This window comes from Bradyrhizobium rifense, from assembly GCF_008123425.1.
Lineage (GTDB): Bacteria > Pseudomonadota > Alphaproteobacteria > Rhizobiales > Xanthobacteraceae > Bradyrhizobium > Bradyrhizobium rifense.
This window is the reverse complement of record NZ_VSSS01000013.1, coordinates 147,673-161,834: the sequence shown is the minus strand read 5'-3', so window position 1 is coordinate 161,834 and position 14,162 is coordinate 147,673. Positions and strand designations below refer to the sequence as shown.

The following is a 14,162-nucleotide window of genomic DNA, read 5'->3' as shown; positions in this document are numbered from 1 at the left end:
ACTATTTCGCCTCTGGAAACGCCTTTGCCTCAAGCAGGCTGGCCCGCCGCTCGATGCGCTGGAGCGTCTCGAAAGTTATCGCAAGTTCCTCTGGCGCGATATCCTTCAGCAGGCTCGCCCGTACGCGCCGCAAGATCCGATTGGTCTCCTCGAGCTTAGCTTCACCCGCTTTCGTCAGGTGGAGCGTTTTGGCACGCCGGTCGGTCGGGTCCTCGCGGCGCTCCACCAGGCCCTCGGCCTGGAGCAGGTCGATCAGCCGCACCAGCGACGGCCCCTCGATGCCGAGCTCGTCGGCAAGCACGCCCTGGCGGAGGTTCTCGCCCTGCCGCGACAGCACCAGCAGCGGGATCGCGGTGGCAAAGGACAGGCCATGATCGGACAGCGCCTGATCCGACTCGCGCCGCCAGATGCGGGCCAGGCGCGTGATGAGCCGGCCGATTTCGCCGTGGATATGAGCTTGCGAGGGTGCCATGCAAATTAGATAGGACACAAACTATTAGGCTACAACTATATATCCTGCATAGCTCGATTGATCACGAAAAAGCGAGCGAGGCAACGCAATATGGGCCCCGGTTCCACGACAGAGGCACAGGAGGCGATGGCGGGCGACAGCACGTTGACGCTCGTCCCGACCTTCGTCGTCGTGGCCGTGGATGCCACGGGGATGGGCATCATCCTGCCGCTGCTGCCGTTCTATTCGCAGCGGCTCGGCGCCACGCCGTTCCTGATCGGTGCCTTGATCTCGGTCTATGCCGTTTGCCAGCTCATCGCCGGTCCCGTGGTCGGCATCCTCTCCGACCGCTACGGACGGCGCAAAGTGCTGGTCGTCAGCCAGGTCGGAACCCTGATCGGATTCGTCCTGCTCGCGCTGGCCGGCAATCTGACGCTGGTGTTCCTGGCACGCATCATCGACGGGCTGACCTCCGGCAACATCTCGGTCGCGCATGCCTATGCCGCCGAGCACAGCGCGCCAGAGACGCGCAAGCAGGCGCTCGGCATGACCAGCGGCGCAATTGGAACCGGGCTGTTGCTGGGACCTGCGTTGTCGAGTTTCCTCGTGCATTACGGCCAGACCGCACCGGTCTGGGCCGCGGCCGCGCTGTCGCTCATCAGCATTCTCGCAACGATCGCCCTGCTTCCGCCCGATCATCCTGCGTCCGAGCCGCTCTACCAGCATCGTGTGCCCGAGCCGACGCTGGTGCGCAGTCTTTTCGGCATGCGCTACGCCTGGCGGCTGCTCGGGCTGCTCATCGTGTTCTTCTTCGTCAACTCGATGTTCCTGTCGCAGATCGGTCTGTTGCTGTCGGCGCGGTTCTCATGGGATGGGCATCCCTTCGGCGCGCGAGAGCTCGGCTGGATGTTCGCCTATGCCGGCTTCATCAACATGGTGGTCCAGGGACTCCTGATCACCCGCGCAAACCTCGTCGCCTCAGACCGCAGCATCGTCATGGCGGCATTTGCCTGCATGGGCCTCGGATTTGTCGGGCTCTCAGCCGGCAGCAACATCAGCCTGCTCGCGCTCTATCTGACGCTGATCATTGTCGGCACCATGTTTGCCCGCAGCACGCTGACGGCGGAGCTGTCGCGGTCGACCGCGATCAACCGCCAGGGCATGATCATGGGCCTCAACCAGTCGCTGATGTCGGGCGCGAATATCAGTGCGCCGCTGCTGAGCGGCGCGCTGATCGGCCACCGCTTGTTCGTGGTCTGGGCGCTCATCATGGCCGCGATTGCGGCAATCGGCGCAGCACTGGCGGGCCAATTGCTCGACACGCCGCGTGCGCGCTAGCGCCCTCGCCTCACTTCACCAGATACACGTCCGGATCGGCGCTCGAGCTCGGCGACTTGAAGGCGGCCCGCAAGGCCTGCGACATTGGAACGTTGTAATTGATCCCGTTCGGCGGCGTCGGCGATTCCAGCCATTTCTTGTAGTGCACCTCGATCTCGGGGCTTGCATAGAGCTCGGCGGTGGCGCGATCGGCCAGCGCCTTGAACGGCGCGTCCTCCCGCCGCAGCATGATCCCGAAGGGCTCGGCCTTCGCAAACGTCTCTTCGCTGATCATGAACAGGGCCGGCTCCTTCGAACGCGCAATGGCGACCGCAAGCTGAACGTCGTCGAGCGCATAGGCCTGCGCGCGGTCGGTCTCAAGCAGCAGGAACGCCTCGGCCTGATCCACGGCCGGCATGATTCTGATGCCGAGATTGCGCTCGGTATTGACCTTGGCGAGCTGGTTCAAATTGACCGAGCCTGCCACGGCCGTCACGGCCTTGCCCTTGAGATCGTCGATGGTGTTGATCTTGGCGGCCTTCTTGGCGGCAAATCGCGTCGCGCTGAGGAAGTGAGTGTTGGTGAAGGCGACCTGCTTCTGGCGGTCGGCATTGTTGGTGGTCGCCGAGCAATGCAGGTCGAGCGTGCCGTTCACCATCAACGGAATGCGGTTCGACGAGGTCACGGCGACATAGTCGACGGCGATGTCGGGCATGCCCAGCTGCTTCTTCACGGCGTCGACGATCTTGAGGCAGATATCCATGGCGAATCCGACCGGCTTCTGGTTGCCGTCGAGATAGCTGAAGGGCACGGAGGCTTCCTGATAGCCCAGCGTGATCTTCCTGGTCTCCTTGACCTTCTGAAGCGTGCCCGACAGATCCTCGGCGGACGCTGCGCCGGGAAGACAAGTGACGGCCAAGAGAACAGCCGAGAGAACAGCGGGTAAACGCATCGGGGGCTCCTGAAAGCGGGTTGCGCCTCAATGCCGGGCGCAATCGAGGGGTTGATAGCCCAGCCGCCCGCCTGCCGCCAGACCAGCCTGCATCTATCAGCTATCACAGCTTTCGATATGGCGGCTCACCCTTCGCCTCCGCTACATTGCTACACACAAGCAACCTCGCCGACTGCTATAAGTTCTCCAGCAAGATTTCCCACCATGACCGCCCAGACCGCCTTCGACCTGATTTTCCGCAACGCCCTGCTGCGATCATCCCCTACGCCCGTCGATATCGGCGTGAAGAGCGGACGTATTGCCGCAATCGAACCCAGGCTGGCCTGCGAGGCGGTCGAGGTCGATGTCGGGGGACGGCTGGCTCTGCCCGGCTTCGTCGACACCCACATCCATCTCGACAAGGCCTGCCTGCTCGAACGCTGCGGGCACATTCATGGCACGCTCAGTGATGCGATCCGCGCCGTCTCGGCCATGAAGCGGGATTTTGGCGTCGACGACGTCTATGCACGCGGCGCAAAGGTGCTCGAACGCGCCATCGTCCACGGCACGACGCGGATGCGCACCCATGTCGAGATCGACCCACGCATCGGCCTGCGCAGCTTCGAGGCGATCAAGCGGCTCAAGCGCGGCTATGCCTGGGCGATCGATCTTGCGCTTTGCGTCTTCCCGCAGGAAGGCCTGACCAACGATCCCGGGGCCGAGGAGCTGCTGGTCCAGGCCTTGCGCGACGGCGCCGAGGCGATCGGAGGCTGCCCATATACGGACACTGACCCGAATGCGCATCTCACGCGCATCTTCGACCTCGCCCAGCAGTTCGACCTCGACGTCGATCTCCATCTCGACTTCGATCTCGATCCGTCCTGGTCGCATCTCGACGAGGTCTGCCGGCAGACCGAACAGCGCAACTACGGTGGTCGCGTCGCGATCGGGCATGCCACGAAACTCTCGGCCTTGCCGCCGGAGCGGCTGAAGGCGGCCACAGCGCAATTGGCGAGGACCGGAATCGCCGTCACCGTGCTGCCCGCGACCGATCTCTATCTGATGGGACGCGACGCCACCCACAACGCGCCGCGCGGGCTAACGCTCGCGCACAAGCTCGCCGCAGACGGCATCGTCTGCTCGGTCGCGACCAACAACGTGCTCAATCCCTTCACGCCGTTCGGCGATGCCTCCCTGCTCCGAATGGCGAACTTTTACGCCAATGTCGCCCACGCCGCCGTTGGCGACTTCGACACCTGCCTCGATCTCGTCACCGAACTGCCAGCCCGGCTGATGAACCTCAGGGATTACGGGATCGCGGTCGGCAAGCCCGCCGATCTCGTCGTGCTCGACACGCAGGACCGCCGCTTCGCCATCGCCGAGCTGCCGGATGTCCTGATGGGCTTCAAGAACGGGCGGCAGACCTTTGAGCGGAAGCGAGCGACGCTGCTGAAGCCGTGAAAACCAACGGAGCAACCGGATGGCCTTCGACACAATCTTCCTGAACGCCCGCTTCGACGGCGGGGCGCGCCATCACATCGCGGTCAAGGACGGCCGCATCGCCGCGCTGCTGCCGGCTGACGCGCCCGAAGGCGGTGCCGAGACGATCGACCTCGGCAACGCCCTCGTCGTTCCCGGCTTCGTCGAAGGCCACATCCATCTCGATACCAGCTTCTATGGCGACGCCTGGCGTCCGCACAAACCATGCACCAATGGATTCAACGTGCACGAACGCGTGGCCTTCCAGGCCCAGAACATGGCGGAGGCTGCGCCGATGGACGTGCGGGCGCGCAACCAGCTCGATCTCTGCATCGCCCACGGCAGCACGCAGATGCGCAGCCACGTCATGGTCGACGGCTCGGTCGGCCTGAAATCGCTGGAGACGATCTTGCGCGTGCGCGAGGAATATCGCGGCCTGATCGACATCCAGCTCGTGGCTTTCCCGCAGAGCGGCATTTTGGCGAGCCCGGGCACACCGCAATTGCTCGACGAAGCCATCGGACTTGGCGCGAACCTCGTCGGCGGGCTCGATCCCGCGAGTTTCGATCGCGATGTCGAGAAGCATCTGGATGTGGTGTTCGGCGTCGCCAGCAGGCACGGCGTCGACGTCGACATCCACCTGCACGACATGGGCACGCTGGGCGCGTTCGAGATCGAGCAGATCGCAGCGCGCACGCGTGCGCTCGGCATGGAGGGCCATGTCGCCATCAGCCATGCTTACGGGCTCGGCGACATCACCGCAGATCAGCTCAAGACGGTCGCCGACACCCTCGCCCGTTCCGGCGTCGCGATCATGACGAATGCGCCGGGGGCCCGCGCCTTCCCGCCGATCCTGGCGCTGCGCAACGCCGGCGTCACCGTGTTCAGCGGCAACGACAACATCCGCGACTCCTGGTGGCCCTATGGCGACGGCGATATGCTGCGCCGGGCGACGACGCTCGGCTATCGCTCGGGCTTCAACATCGACGAGGAATTGCGCGTCGCATTCGATGTCGTCACCGAGGCTGGCGCCAAGGCGCTGCGGATCGACGGCTACGGCCTGCGTGTCGGCGCCAAGGCGGATTTCGTGACGCTGAATGCAGAACACGTTCCCGAGGCCGTCGTCGCGGTGCCCCAGGGCCGCGCTGTTTACAAGGCAGGTATGCTCGTCGCGTCTAACGGTACGATTGTCGGGAAAAATCGCTGATCATCGTACCTTTCCGACCCGATTTTACCGCCAAATCCGAGCCGGTAGAATCCCGGACCGTAGCCCAACGCATTGCGAGAAAGGCAGCGCTAACCATACTGGGATATGCGCACTGACCACCGTCTGCGTTCGTTGGGGAAGTTATGGATATGTTCAGCGCATTCAGCAGCATTGATTATCAATCCATCCGGGCGGGCACGCCCGCCGAGACGGCCGTCAAGCGATTGAATGGCATCGGCGAAGTGCTGTCGGGCCTCGATATCTCGGCAATCCATTCGCAGGACGACATGGCCCACGCGCTGTGGACGCTCGATACCGCCGACAAGTGCATTCGCATGATCCTGACCGAGTTCAGGACCGAGCGCACCAAGGACGTCGTCCGCGAAGCCACGAGCCTGATCGATTTGATCGAGGCTGCCCGCGACGAGATCTCGGGCTATCGCGACGGCGGCAGGATCCTCAGCCGAGCGCTCGCGCTCAGCGCTTGATCTTCGCCAGAATACGATCCGCCTCGGTGCGCCAATCGGTGCTGCGCGCAAATTCCTTCGTACCCTTGGCGCCGAACAGGCCCTCGTCGGCAAGATCGGCGACCCAGGCCTGACGCTCGGCCGTACCCTGCGCCGACCACGGCGTCAGTCCCGCCTCGCGCACAGTCTCTGCGACCTCACGCACCTCTTCGGCACGGCGGCGGCCGTGCTCGATCACGCGCTGGAAGAAATAGGCGCCCTGCTTTTCCCAATCGATCGCGGGAAAGGTTTCCGTGAGCGACGCCAGCACCGCATCCTCGACGCCATAGGCGCGGGCAGTGGTGAAGCTTTCGATGACCATGGCCTCGAGGCCCTTGATCATGATGCTGCGGCACATCTTCACGGCCGAGGACACACCGAGCTTGTCGCTCGCAACTTTCGCCGCGAAGCCGATTGCATTCAGCAGCGGCTCGAGCTCCTTCGCCCCGGGACCGCCCAGCAGCAACGGCACCTTGATGCGAAAAGGCGGCACCGAGGTCATCACCGCGCCCTCGACATAGCGCCCTGCAGCCCCGTCGATCAGCGCCGCCGCGCGCTGCTTGGCGCCCGGCGAGGCCGAGTTGAAGTCGAGAAACCAGGTGCCCTGGTTGATCGCCGCCGCGCAGGCCTTTGCGACCGGGACGGCCTGGCTCGCCGTGACGGCAGAAATGATGAAATCGGACTTCGCAGTCAGCTCGGCATGAGAGGCCGCGAGCATCACGCCGAACTTCGCCGCATGCTCCTTCAGCGCCGCGCCCTGCTCGCCCTCGAGCTTGATGTCATAGGCGGCAACCTTGATGTCCTGCTGGCGCAAATCCTCGGCCAGAATACGGCCGACCTCGCCGTAGCCAACCAGCCCGATCTGCCAGCGCTTCGGATCAGCCATCAGTTCAATCCTCGTGTCGTCGCGTCGAACAGCTCCTCGACCGCATAGCGGCGCGGGATCAACCCCTGCTGGAATGCGTAATCGACGATCAGCTCCAGCGGTCTTCGGTTCGCATCGATCCCGAACGGGACGAAATCGGGCGTCGCCGCGGGCCCCACCTGCTCCTTGTTCCGCTTGAGCAGATCATAGAGGCCCACGACCACGTCGGGGCGCGATTTTGCAAGTTGCTCTGTCACGACCACGAGATGATTGACCGGCACCACGCCACGACGCGCATACCATTTGGCGGCTTCCGCCGCTGGATCCGGGAACAGCGACTTCAGCTTGGGATTATCGGACGTCTCGCCGAGAACGGCGTCGACCTCGCCGTCGAGCAGCATCTGCAAAACCTTCTTGTTCTTCGGCGCGCGCTCGGTGGTGTCGACATATTCGGCGACGTGCGGATCCTCGAATGTGACCCAGCGGATCTTGTCGAGATTGACGCCATAGTCGTTGGCGAGGATGCCCCTGATCCAGGCGCCCGTCGTGGTCGTGAACGAGCGGATGCCGACGCGCTTGCCTTCGAGATCGGATGGTCCGAGCGTTCCTTTCGCGGGGTTACACAGCGCATGGGTGTGCTGGAAGCGGCCCATCATGGTCGCCGGCAGCAGCACCAGCGGCTTGCCGTGCGCCTTCGCCATCAGATAGGTGACGATCGCCATCTCGCAGACGTCAAACGCCTGCTCGCGCACCATCGGCTTGAATGCAGCGTTGGTCGGCGTGTACTCAATGAAGTCGAGGTCGAACAGGTCGGAGCGGAGCTCGCCGCTCTTCACCGCCTTGACGTGAGGGTGACTGCCGAGCACGGCTTTGAGTTTGAGACGATCCATCGGTGCGCTCCGCTTTTCTTCGCCTTAGACGTCCTCGGGATTGTCGACGTAGACCAGACCCGCCTTCGCCAGCGCCTCGCGCATGCTGTACATGTCGAGGCCGAGCTCGCCCGAGGCGAGACGCTTGCGCTTGCCGCCTTCGTCCGCATTGCGCCTCTTCGCCTTCTCGGCGACTTCGGCGGCGTAGCGCTTGGGCACCACCACGACGCCGTCGTCATCGGCGACGACGATGTCGCCGGGATCGACGTTGACGCCGGCGCAGACCACGGGGACGTTGACCGAGCCGAGCGTAGCCTTGACCGTGCCCTTGGCCGAGACCGCGCGCGACCATACCGGAAAGTTCATCTCCTGCAGCGCTTTGACGTCGCGGCAGCCGGCATCGATGATCAGCCCCTGCACGCCACGCGCCTGCAGCGAGGTCGCCAGCAGCTCGCCGAACATGCCGTCGGTATTGTCGGTGGTGCAGCCAACGACGAGGATGTCGCCCTTCTTGCACTGCTCGACGGCGACATGGATCATCCAGTTGTCACCCGGCTGCGCCAGCACGGTGACGGCGGGACCCGCGATCGACGCGCCCGCCCAGACGGGCCGTAGATAAGGCTTCATCAGGCCGATGCGACCATAAGCCTCGTGCACCGTGGAGACGCCATACTCCGCCATACCGGCGGGGTCGGCACGCTTGATGTTGCGAACGACGACGGGCTTCATGCCAGCACCTCCGCAACGGTCGGGAACAGGCGCTGATAGGCCTCGCCATAGGTCATGGGAATGCCGGTGTTGCGGCTGCCCTGGATGCCGCGGTTGAGCGCGACGCGCTCGTAATAGCCCCAGAGATGCTTTTGTGCGGCGAGGATCTGGAACGCCTCGTACTTCTCCTTCCAGACCTCGTCGATCTTGAGCAGCACGTCCGGCTTGTAATTGCACTGCTCGGGCTGGTGCGGCTCAAACAGGAATACCGGCGGCGCCGAATATTGATACTGCGCGCCGGGCTTGTGGCCCATGGCCTGCGCGACCACGCGGGTCTCCTGGGCGAAATGCGCCGCGTTCGGATGGTCGAAATTATAGGGATCTTCCAGCGCGTGGGTCAGCACGAAGCTCGGATTGAGCTCGCGGTAGATGTCGACCATGCGGTCGAAATGCGCTTCCGTCAGCTTCAGCGGATAGTCGCCGCAGTCGAAGAACTCGATTTCGGCGCCGAGCAGCTTTGCCGCCCGCTCCGCCTCGTCCTTGCGCCCGGCCTTGACCGATTCCAGCGTCGCGCCCTTTTCCTTCCAGGCGAACTGGCTCTCGCCGCGCTCGCCGAAGGACATGCAGACGATCTTCATGCGATAGCCCTTCTTCGCATGCAGCGCGATGGCGCCACCGGCGCGCCAGACGAAATCGCCGGGATGGGCGGTGACCACGAGACCTGTTTTCATGGGAGAACTCCCCTCTTTCGTTCGTCAACATCATAGGCTGCCAGCATCATGCCGGCAGCAATTTCATCAGGCAGCGGTGGCCGCGGGTTCCTCACCGTCGAGCACGCGCTTCAGGCGTTCGTGATCGAGCGCCCCTTCCCATTTGGCGATCGCAATGGTCGCGACCGCGTTCCCGATCAGATTGGTCGGCGTCAGCCCCTGCGACATCAGCCGATGGATGCCGAGCACCAGCGCCACGCTCGTCACCGGAATGGTGCCCGTCGCCGACAGCGTCGCCGCCAGCACGACAAAGGCAGCGCCCGCGATGCCCGCCGCGCCCTTGGAGGTCACGAGCAGGATCAGCAACAACTCGATCTGCTCGGCGAGCCCGAGCGGCGTGTTAGTCGCCTGCGCCAGGAACACCGAGGCGGCAGCGAGGTAAAGGCAGGTGCCGTCGAGATTGAAGGAATAGCCGGTCGGGATCACGAGCCCGACCACGCTCTTCTCGCAACCGGCCTTCTCCAGCTTGGTCAGCATCCGCGGCAGCACCGTCTCGGACGACGTCGTGGCGATGCAGATCAGCAGCTCTTCCCAGATGTAGCGGATCAGCTTCAGCAGCGAGAAGCCGCAAAGCCGCGCCACCGGGCCGAGCGCCACGATAATGAAGATGACGCAGGTGAGGTAGAATCCACCGAGCAGCTTGCCGAGCGAGGCCAGCGAGCCGACGCCGAACTTTCCGACGGTAAAGGCGATCGCGCCGAACGCGCCGATCGGCGCGGCCCACATCACGAAGCCGACAACAGCGAACACCATCTTGGCGGCGATGTCGATCAGATGGACCAGTGGCGCGGCGCGTTCGCCGAGCTGCACCAGCGCAAAACCGCAGAGAACCGAGATGAACAGGACCTGGAGGATGTTGCCCTCGGCAAAGGCGCCGATGAAGGTCGCGGGCATGATATTCATCAGGAACGGCACGAAGCCGATCACGGCCGTCTGCTTGACGTAAGGTTCGACCGCGCTGGCACTGATGCTGGCAGGATCGATGTTCATGCCGGCGCCGGGCTTGAGCACGTTCACCGCGATGAGACCGATGATCAGTGCGATCGTGGTCATGACCTCGAAATAGATGATCGCCTTGACTGCGACCCGCCCGACCCGCGCCATGTCGGCCATATGGGCGATGCCGTGGACGACGGTGCAGAAGATGATCGGCGCGATCAGCATCCGGATCGCCTTGATGAAGGCGTCGCCGAGCGGCTGCATCTTGGCACCCGCCTCGGGATTGACGATCCCAAGCGCGATGCCGGCCGCCATGGCGATGAGCACCTGGATCCAGAGCTCCTTCCACCAGGCGCGGCCGCGCGGCTTGTCGATCGCCATCGCGGTCATTCGCCGAATCCAAACAGGCGCGCGGGATTGTCGACCAGGATCTTCTGCTGAAACTCCGGCTCCGGCGCGAACAGCGGGATCAAATCGACGAGGTCGCCGTCATTCGGCATCACCTTGACGTTGGGATGCGGCCAGTCGGTGCCCCAGATGATGCGATCGGGCGCAGTCTCGACGATTTTCCGCGCGAAAGGCACAGCATCGGTGAACGGCGGGCCGGCTGAGGACACCCGTTCCGAGCCGCAGATCTTGACCCAACATTTTTCGTCGCGCTGCATCAGCTCGATCAGGATCTTGAACGGCAGTTGGTCGAGCCCCTCGGACGCCTTCACCCGCCCCATATGGTCGATGGTGTAGCTCAGCGGCAGTTTTGTCAGCATGTCGGCATATTCAGGCAGATCGATCGCATCGAAATGCAGGTCGATATGCCAGCCGAGCGGCGCGACCATGTCGCTGATGCGGTTGAACATGCGCTTGTCGGGGACGCCGCCGAGATGGCGGACGAAATTGAAGCGGCAGCCACGGAAGCCGCCGTCATGCAGCACCTGGAGCCCGCGCTCGGTAATGGTCTCGTCGATATTGGCGACCGCGCGATAGGCGCCGTTGCTCTGCGCGATGGCGTCGAGCGCCACCGTGTTGTCGACGCCGTGCACGCTGGCATTGACGATGACCGCGCGCTCCACGCCAAGCTTGGCGTGCAAGACCTTGAAGTCTTCAAGCGGCGCATCCGGCGGCGTGTAGGATCGATCCGGCGCGTAAGGGTATTTCGCGCCGGGACCGAAGATGTGGCAATGCGCGTCGCAGGACAGCTTTGGCAGCTTGAACTTCGGCGTGCGCGTGTTCGGATCGGGCGGTGGGATGGTCGGCGTGTACATGATATTCATCAACTGAACTTGAACAGACGGGCGGGATTGTCGACCAGCAGCTTCTGCTGGATCGCCTCGTTGGGCGCATAGAGCGGGATCAGATCGACGAGATCGCCGTCATTCGGCATGATCTTGACGTTGGGATGCGGCCAGTCGGTGCCCCAGATGACACGGTCGGGCGAATTTTCGATCAGCGCCTTCGCGAACGGCACCGCGTCGTGGAACGGCTTGCCGGCGGCGGACGCCCGCTCGAGGCCGGTGATCTTGACCCAGCACTTCTCGTCCTTTTTCTGGAGGTCGAGCAGCGCCGTGAAGCCGGGATCGCTGAGCCCCTTCGCGGCTTCCACCGTCCCCATATGATCGATCACGTAAGGCGTCGGTAGCTCAGTCAGGATCGGCGCGAATTCGGCGATCGTCCCGGGCTCGAAATAGACATCGATGTGCCAGCCAAGCTCCGCGACGCGGTGCACGATGCGCTGGAACTTGGTCATGTCGCCGACGCCGCCGAGGCGCTTGAGGAAAGCGAAGCGGCAGCCGCAGATGCCGCCCTTGTCGAGCGCGGCCAGCTCCTTCTCGGTCATCTCGTCGCTGACATTGGCGATGCCCTTGTAGGCACCCTCGCTCTGGGCGATCGCATCGGTGACGACGCGATTATCGGTGCCGTGCACGGTGGCATTGACGATCACGCAGCGCTCGACGCCGATCTTCTCGTGCACGCTGCGGAACATCTCCAGCGGTGTGTCAGCGGTATTGTAAGGGCGCTTCTCCGAGAAGGGATAACGGGACGCCGGCCCAAAGATGTGGGTGTGGCTGTCGCAGGATTTCGGTGGCAGCTTGAACGACGGTGTTTTGGGATTCGGGTCCGGCGGCGTGATCGTCGGCATCGCTTTGGGCTCCGCGCCTTGCGCATGCGCGTCGCTCGCGAGCGCGACGCCCGCCAGTCCGGTCAAGAGATGCAAGCACTCCCGCCTGTTCATTTCCTCAAACACCCCATTCACATGTCCGCTTGCGAGCGGAAGCGCTGTTACGCGCCTCCCCTCGGGCGATTTCTTTCAAGTCTTGCTGCTTGCAACAGTCCTTCGCCGCGCCGGCGCGGCCTGATCCAGGGCCGGCGCCTGGAACGCGGCAACAGTGGCCTGTACCAATTGCTCGATCGCATTGGCGGGATCATTGCCGTCGGCCTCGCCGCGCGACAGACGCGAGACGCGATCAGGCGTCACCAGCGAATAATAGAGTGCGCCGAGCAGAAAGTGGCTGCGCCAGACGATGTCGGTGCGCGGGATGTGCGGCAGGCTGTCGTGGATCGCGTCGATGAAGGCGTGGCTGGTGTCGTCAAACGTCTGTGCGATGATTTTTCGCGCGACCTCGTTGCCCTCGGCCGACATCACGGCGCGAAGCCGCGTGAAGCGCGCCCCGCCCCCGGCGAGATCGCTGCCCGAGGTGAAGGCCGGCACCACATAGGCCCGCACCACCGCTTCCAGCCGGTCCTGGAGATCGCGCACGCGTTTGGCGGCGGCGAGCAGCTCCGAGCGGCGCAAATTCATCGGCCCGCAGTGACGCCGGTAGATCTCCAGCAGCAGGCCGTCCTTGGTCTTGAAATGATAGGTCACGCTGCCGGGATTGGCCCCTGCTGCCTGCGCGATGTCGCGCACCGAGACGGCGTTGAAGCCGTTGGTGGCGAACAGCTCTTCGGCCGCGGCGAGGATTGCCTCGCGCATGTTCGGCTTGCGGGCCGTTTCCTTGCTGGTGGGCTTGCGTACCATGTGATTTGTACTATCGTACAAAAGATCAGGTCTCGTCAACAAAAACCACGGGCAACGTCCGGAAGCGGCTCGGAACACCACCGCACGGACGCGAATGCCCCAAGGAGTGCTGAATATGCTGGGTTTGAACAAGAAGGTCGGCGCCGTGATGCTCGGCGCCGGTCTGCTGCTCGCGGGGAACGTCGCGCAGGCCGCCGACAATTATCCGAGCAAGCCGGTCCACATTCTCGTGCCCTACGCCGCCGGCGGCGCGGTCGACGTGCTGGCGCGGACGCTCGGCCAGGCACTTGCAAAAGCCTGGGGCCAGCAGCCTGTAATCGACAACCGCCCCGGCGCCGGCGGCATCGTCGCCTCGCAGGCGCTGACGCAGGCCGCGCCCGATGGCTACACGCTGATCCTGGTCGCGAGCGGCCACCCGCTGAACCAGTTCATCTATCCGAGCGTGCCCTATGACACGTTCAAGGATTTTACTGCGATCAGTGAAGTCGCCTCCTCGCCGCTTGCGATCGTCGTGGCCAAGGACAGTCCCTACAAGACGCTCGGCGATCTCCTGGCTGCGGCGAAGAAGGAGCCCGACAAGCTCTCTTACGGCATGTCCGGCAATGGCACTTCGGCGCATCTCGCCGGCGAGCTTTTGAAATACATGTCCGGCACCAAGATCGTCGCGATCCCCTACAAGGGCGGCGCGCCGGCACTGACGGCCGTGATCGCCGGCGAGATTCCGCTCAGCATCAATCCGCTCGCGGAAGCCATCGGCCAGCTCGAAGGCGGCCCGGTGCGCGCGCTCGCGGTGACCTCGGCCGAGCGCTCCAAGGCGCTGCCTGATGTTCCGACCGTCGCCGAGTCCGGCGTCCCCGGCTACGACGTCTCGGTTTGGTGGGGCGTGCTTGGACCTGCAAAAATGCCGCCGGAGATCGTGACGAAGTTGGAGACCGATCTGAAGGCGGCGCTGCAGGATCCGAACGTGCTGTCGACGCTCGGCAAGATCGGCGCAGCCCCGGTCGGCTCCTCCGCGAAGGACTTTGACGCCTACATGCACGCCGAGGCGACCAAATGGGAGCCGGTGTTGAAGGCTGCCGACATACGCGCGCAGTGAGGACTTTC

15 protein-coding genes are annotated in these 14,162 nt (G+C 64.0%); 5 read left to right on the top strand and 10 right to left on the bottom strand.

Translation table 11 applies throughout. The features are described from left to right. Position 1: 1 nt before the first annotated feature. Positions 2 to 472, bottom strand: a complete 471-nt coding sequence (locus FXB40_RS06680; protein WP_187436700.1) for a MarR family winged helix-turn-helix transcriptional regulator — start codon at positions 470 to 472, stop codon at positions 2 to 4. 90 nt (positions 473 to 562) lie between these two features. Between FXB40_RS06680 and FXB40_RS06675 the strand changes: the two genes are divergently transcribed. Continuing rightward, positions 563 to 1,789 carry an MFS transporter gene (locus FXB40_RS06675; RefSeq protein WP_148771408.1) on the top strand — a complete coding sequence of 409 codons (1,227 nt, stop codon included), beginning with the start codon at positions 563 to 565 and terminating at the stop codon, positions 1,787 to 1,789. Between the two features lie 10 nt (positions 1,790 to 1,799). On the opposite strand, the gene FXB40_RS06670 is transcribed toward FXB40_RS06675, so the two are convergent. Beyond that, positions 1,800 to 2,720 carry an amino acid ABC transporter substrate-binding protein gene (locus FXB40_RS06670; protein WP_148771407.1) on the bottom strand — a complete coding sequence of 307 codons (921 nt, stop codon included), beginning with the start codon at positions 2,718 to 2,720 and terminating at the stop codon, positions 1,800 to 1,802. A 204-nt stretch (positions 2,721 to 2,924) separates the two neighbouring features. Between FXB40_RS06670 and FXB40_RS06665 the strand changes: the two genes are divergently transcribed. The 3 genes from FXB40_RS06665 (at position 2,925) to FXB40_RS06655 (ending at position 5,873) form a co-directional block, all read left to right on the top strand. Continuing rightward, positions 2,925 to 4,160 carry an amidohydrolase family protein gene (locus FXB40_RS06665; RefSeq protein WP_148771406.1) on the top strand — a complete coding sequence of 412 codons (1,236 nt, stop codon included), beginning with the start codon at positions 2,925 to 2,927 and terminating at the stop codon, positions 4,158 to 4,160. 19 nt (positions 4,161 to 4,179) lie between these two features. Continuing rightward, positions 4,180 to 5,385 carry an amidohydrolase family protein gene (locus FXB40_RS06660; RefSeq protein WP_148771405.1) on the top strand — a complete coding sequence of 402 codons (1,206 nt, stop codon included), beginning with the start codon at positions 4,180 to 4,182 and terminating at the stop codon, positions 5,383 to 5,385. A gap of 149 nt (positions 5,386 to 5,534) precedes the next feature. Further along, positions 5,535 to 5,873, top strand: coding sequence for a hypothetical protein (locus FXB40_RS06655; RefSeq protein ID WP_148771404.1), 339 nt, complete (start codon positions 5,535 to 5,537; stop codon positions 5,871 to 5,873). On the opposite strand, the gene FXB40_RS06650 is transcribed toward FXB40_RS06655, so the two are convergent. The 8 genes from FXB40_RS06650 to FXB40_RS06615 all read right to left on the bottom strand — a co-directional run bounded on the left by FXB40_RS06650 (position 5,863) and on the right by FXB40_RS06615 (position 13,058). Further along, positions 5,863 to 6,777 carry a DUF1932 domain-containing protein gene (locus tag FXB40_RS06650; RefSeq protein ID WP_148771403.1) on the bottom strand — a complete coding sequence of 305 codons (915 nt, stop codon included), beginning with the start codon at positions 6,775 to 6,777 and terminating at the stop codon, positions 5,863 to 5,865. The two genes, FXB40_RS06655 and FXB40_RS06650, sit on opposite strands and share 11 nt — an antisense overlap. Next, the gene (locus FXB40_RS06645; protein WP_148771402.1) at positions 6,777 to 7,646 is read right to left on the bottom strand and encodes a substrate-binding domain-containing protein; all 870 of its coding nucleotides are present in this window, start codon (positions 7,644 to 7,646) and stop codon (positions 6,777 to 6,779) included. Before FXB40_RS06645 ends, FXB40_RS06650 begins: the two co-directional genes overlap by 1 nt. Before the next feature lie 24 nt (positions 7,647 to 7,670). After that, positions 7,671 to 8,354, bottom strand: a complete 684-nt coding sequence (locus tag FXB40_RS06640; RefSeq protein WP_148771401.1) for a 4-carboxy-4-hydroxy-2-oxoadipate aldolase/oxaloacetate decarboxylase — start codon at positions 8,352 to 8,354, stop codon at positions 7,671 to 7,673. Further along, positions 8,351 to 9,064: a PIG-L deacetylase family protein gene (locus FXB40_RS06635; RefSeq protein ID WP_148771400.1), complete on the bottom strand. Its 714-nt coding sequence runs from the start codon at positions 9,062 to 9,064 to the stop codon at positions 8,351 to 8,353. The genes FXB40_RS06640 and FXB40_RS06635 overlap by 4 nt, the downstream gene beginning before the upstream one ends. 66 nt (positions 9,065 to 9,130) lie before the next feature. Continuing rightward, positions 9,131 to 10,432 carry a C4-dicarboxylate transporter DctA gene (dctA, locus tag FXB40_RS06630; RefSeq protein ID WP_148771399.1) on the bottom strand — a complete coding sequence of 434 codons (1,302 nt, stop codon included), beginning with the start codon at positions 10,430 to 10,432 and terminating at the stop codon, positions 9,131 to 9,133. Next, a complete protein-coding gene (locus FXB40_RS06625) occupies positions 10,429 to 11,313 on the bottom strand; it encodes an amidohydrolase family protein (RefSeq protein ID WP_148771398.1) in 885 nt (294 codons plus the stop codon). The genes dctA and FXB40_RS06625 overlap by 4 nt, the downstream gene beginning before the upstream one ends. Continuing rightward, entirely contained in the window at positions 11,313 to 12,272 is a 960-nt protein-coding gene (locus FXB40_RS06620; RefSeq protein ID WP_148771397.1) for an amidohydrolase family protein, read from the bottom strand. Before FXB40_RS06620 ends, FXB40_RS06625 begins: the two co-directional genes overlap by 1 nt. A gap of 75 nt (positions 12,273 to 12,347) precedes the next feature. Next, positions 12,348 to 13,058 (bottom strand): TetR/AcrR family transcriptional regulator, encoded by a 711-nt coding sequence (locus tag FXB40_RS06615; protein WP_148771396.1) that lies wholly within the window; start codon positions 13,056 to 13,058, stop codon positions 12,348 to 12,350. A 115-nt stretch (positions 13,059 to 13,173) separates the two neighbouring features. Here FXB40_RS06615 and FXB40_RS06610 point away from each other — a divergent pair, with 115 nt between their 5' ends. Next, positions 13,174 to 14,154 carry a tripartite tricarboxylate transporter substrate binding protein gene (locus FXB40_RS06610; RefSeq protein ID WP_148771395.1) on the top strand — a complete coding sequence of 327 codons (981 nt, stop codon included), beginning with the start codon at positions 13,174 to 13,176 and terminating at the stop codon, positions 14,152 to 14,154. Positions 14,155 to 14,162: the final 8 nt, after the last annotated feature.

What these genes read in the sequence shown, in the direction of transcription:
- FXB40_RS06650 (WP_148771403.1), bottom strand. Translation starts at nt 6,777, where the DNA reads ATGGCTGATCCGAAGCGCTGGCAGATCGGGCTGGTTGGCTACGGCGAG.
- FXB40_RS06655 (WP_148771404.1), top strand. Translation starts at nt 5,535, where the DNA reads ATGTTCAGCGCATTCAGCAGCATTGATTATCAATCCATCCGGGCGGGC.
- FXB40_RS06610 (WP_148771395.1), top strand. Translation starts at nt 13,174, where the DNA reads ATGCTGGGTTTGAACAAGAAGGTCGGCGCCGTGATGCTCGGCGCCGGT.
- FXB40_RS06615 (WP_148771396.1), bottom strand. Translation starts at nt 13,058, where the DNA reads ATGGTACGCAAGCCCACCAGCAAGGAAACGGCCCGCAAGCCGAACATG.
- FXB40_RS06625 (WP_148771398.1), bottom strand. Translation starts at nt 11,313, where the DNA reads ATGAATATCATGTACACGCCGACCATCCCACCGCCCGATCCGAACACG.
- FXB40_RS06645 (WP_148771402.1), bottom strand. Translation starts at nt 7,646, where the DNA reads ATGGATCGTCTCAAACTCAAAGCCGTGCTCGGCAGTCACCCTCACGTC.
- dctA (WP_148771399.1), bottom strand. Translation starts at nt 10,432, where the DNA reads ATGACCGCGATGGCGATCGACAAGCCGCGCGGCCGCGCCTGGTGGAAG.
- FXB40_RS06660 (WP_148771405.1), top strand. Translation starts at nt 4,180, where the DNA reads ATGGCCTTCGACACAATCTTCCTGAACGCCCGCTTCGACGGCGGGGCG.
- FXB40_RS06635 (WP_148771400.1), bottom strand. Translation starts at nt 9,064, where the DNA reads ATGAAAACAGGTCTCGTGGTCACCGCCCATCCCGGCGATTTCGTCTGG.
- FXB40_RS06675 (WP_148771408.1), top strand. Translation starts at nt 563, where the DNA reads ATGGGCCCCGGTTCCACGACAGAGGCACAGGAGGCGATGGCGGGCGAC.
- FXB40_RS06670 (WP_148771407.1), bottom strand. Translation starts at nt 2,720, where the DNA reads ATGCGTTTACCCGCTGTTCTCTCGGCTGTTCTCTTGGCCGTCACTTGT.
- FXB40_RS06640 (WP_148771401.1), bottom strand. Translation starts at nt 8,354, where the DNA reads ATGAAGCCCGTCGTCGTTCGCAACATCAAGCGTGCCGACCCCGCCGGT.
- FXB40_RS06620 (WP_148771397.1), bottom strand. Translation starts at nt 12,272, where the DNA reads ATGAACAGGCGGGAGTGCTTGCATCTCTTGACCGGACTGGCGGGCGTC.
- FXB40_RS06680 (WP_187436700.1), bottom strand. Translation starts at nt 472, where the DNA reads ATGGCACCCTCGCAAGCTCATATCCACGGCGAAATCGGCCGGCTCATC.
- FXB40_RS06665 (WP_148771406.1), top strand. Translation starts at nt 2,925, where the DNA reads ATGACCGCCCAGACCGCCTTCGACCTGATTTTCCGCAACGCCCTGCTG.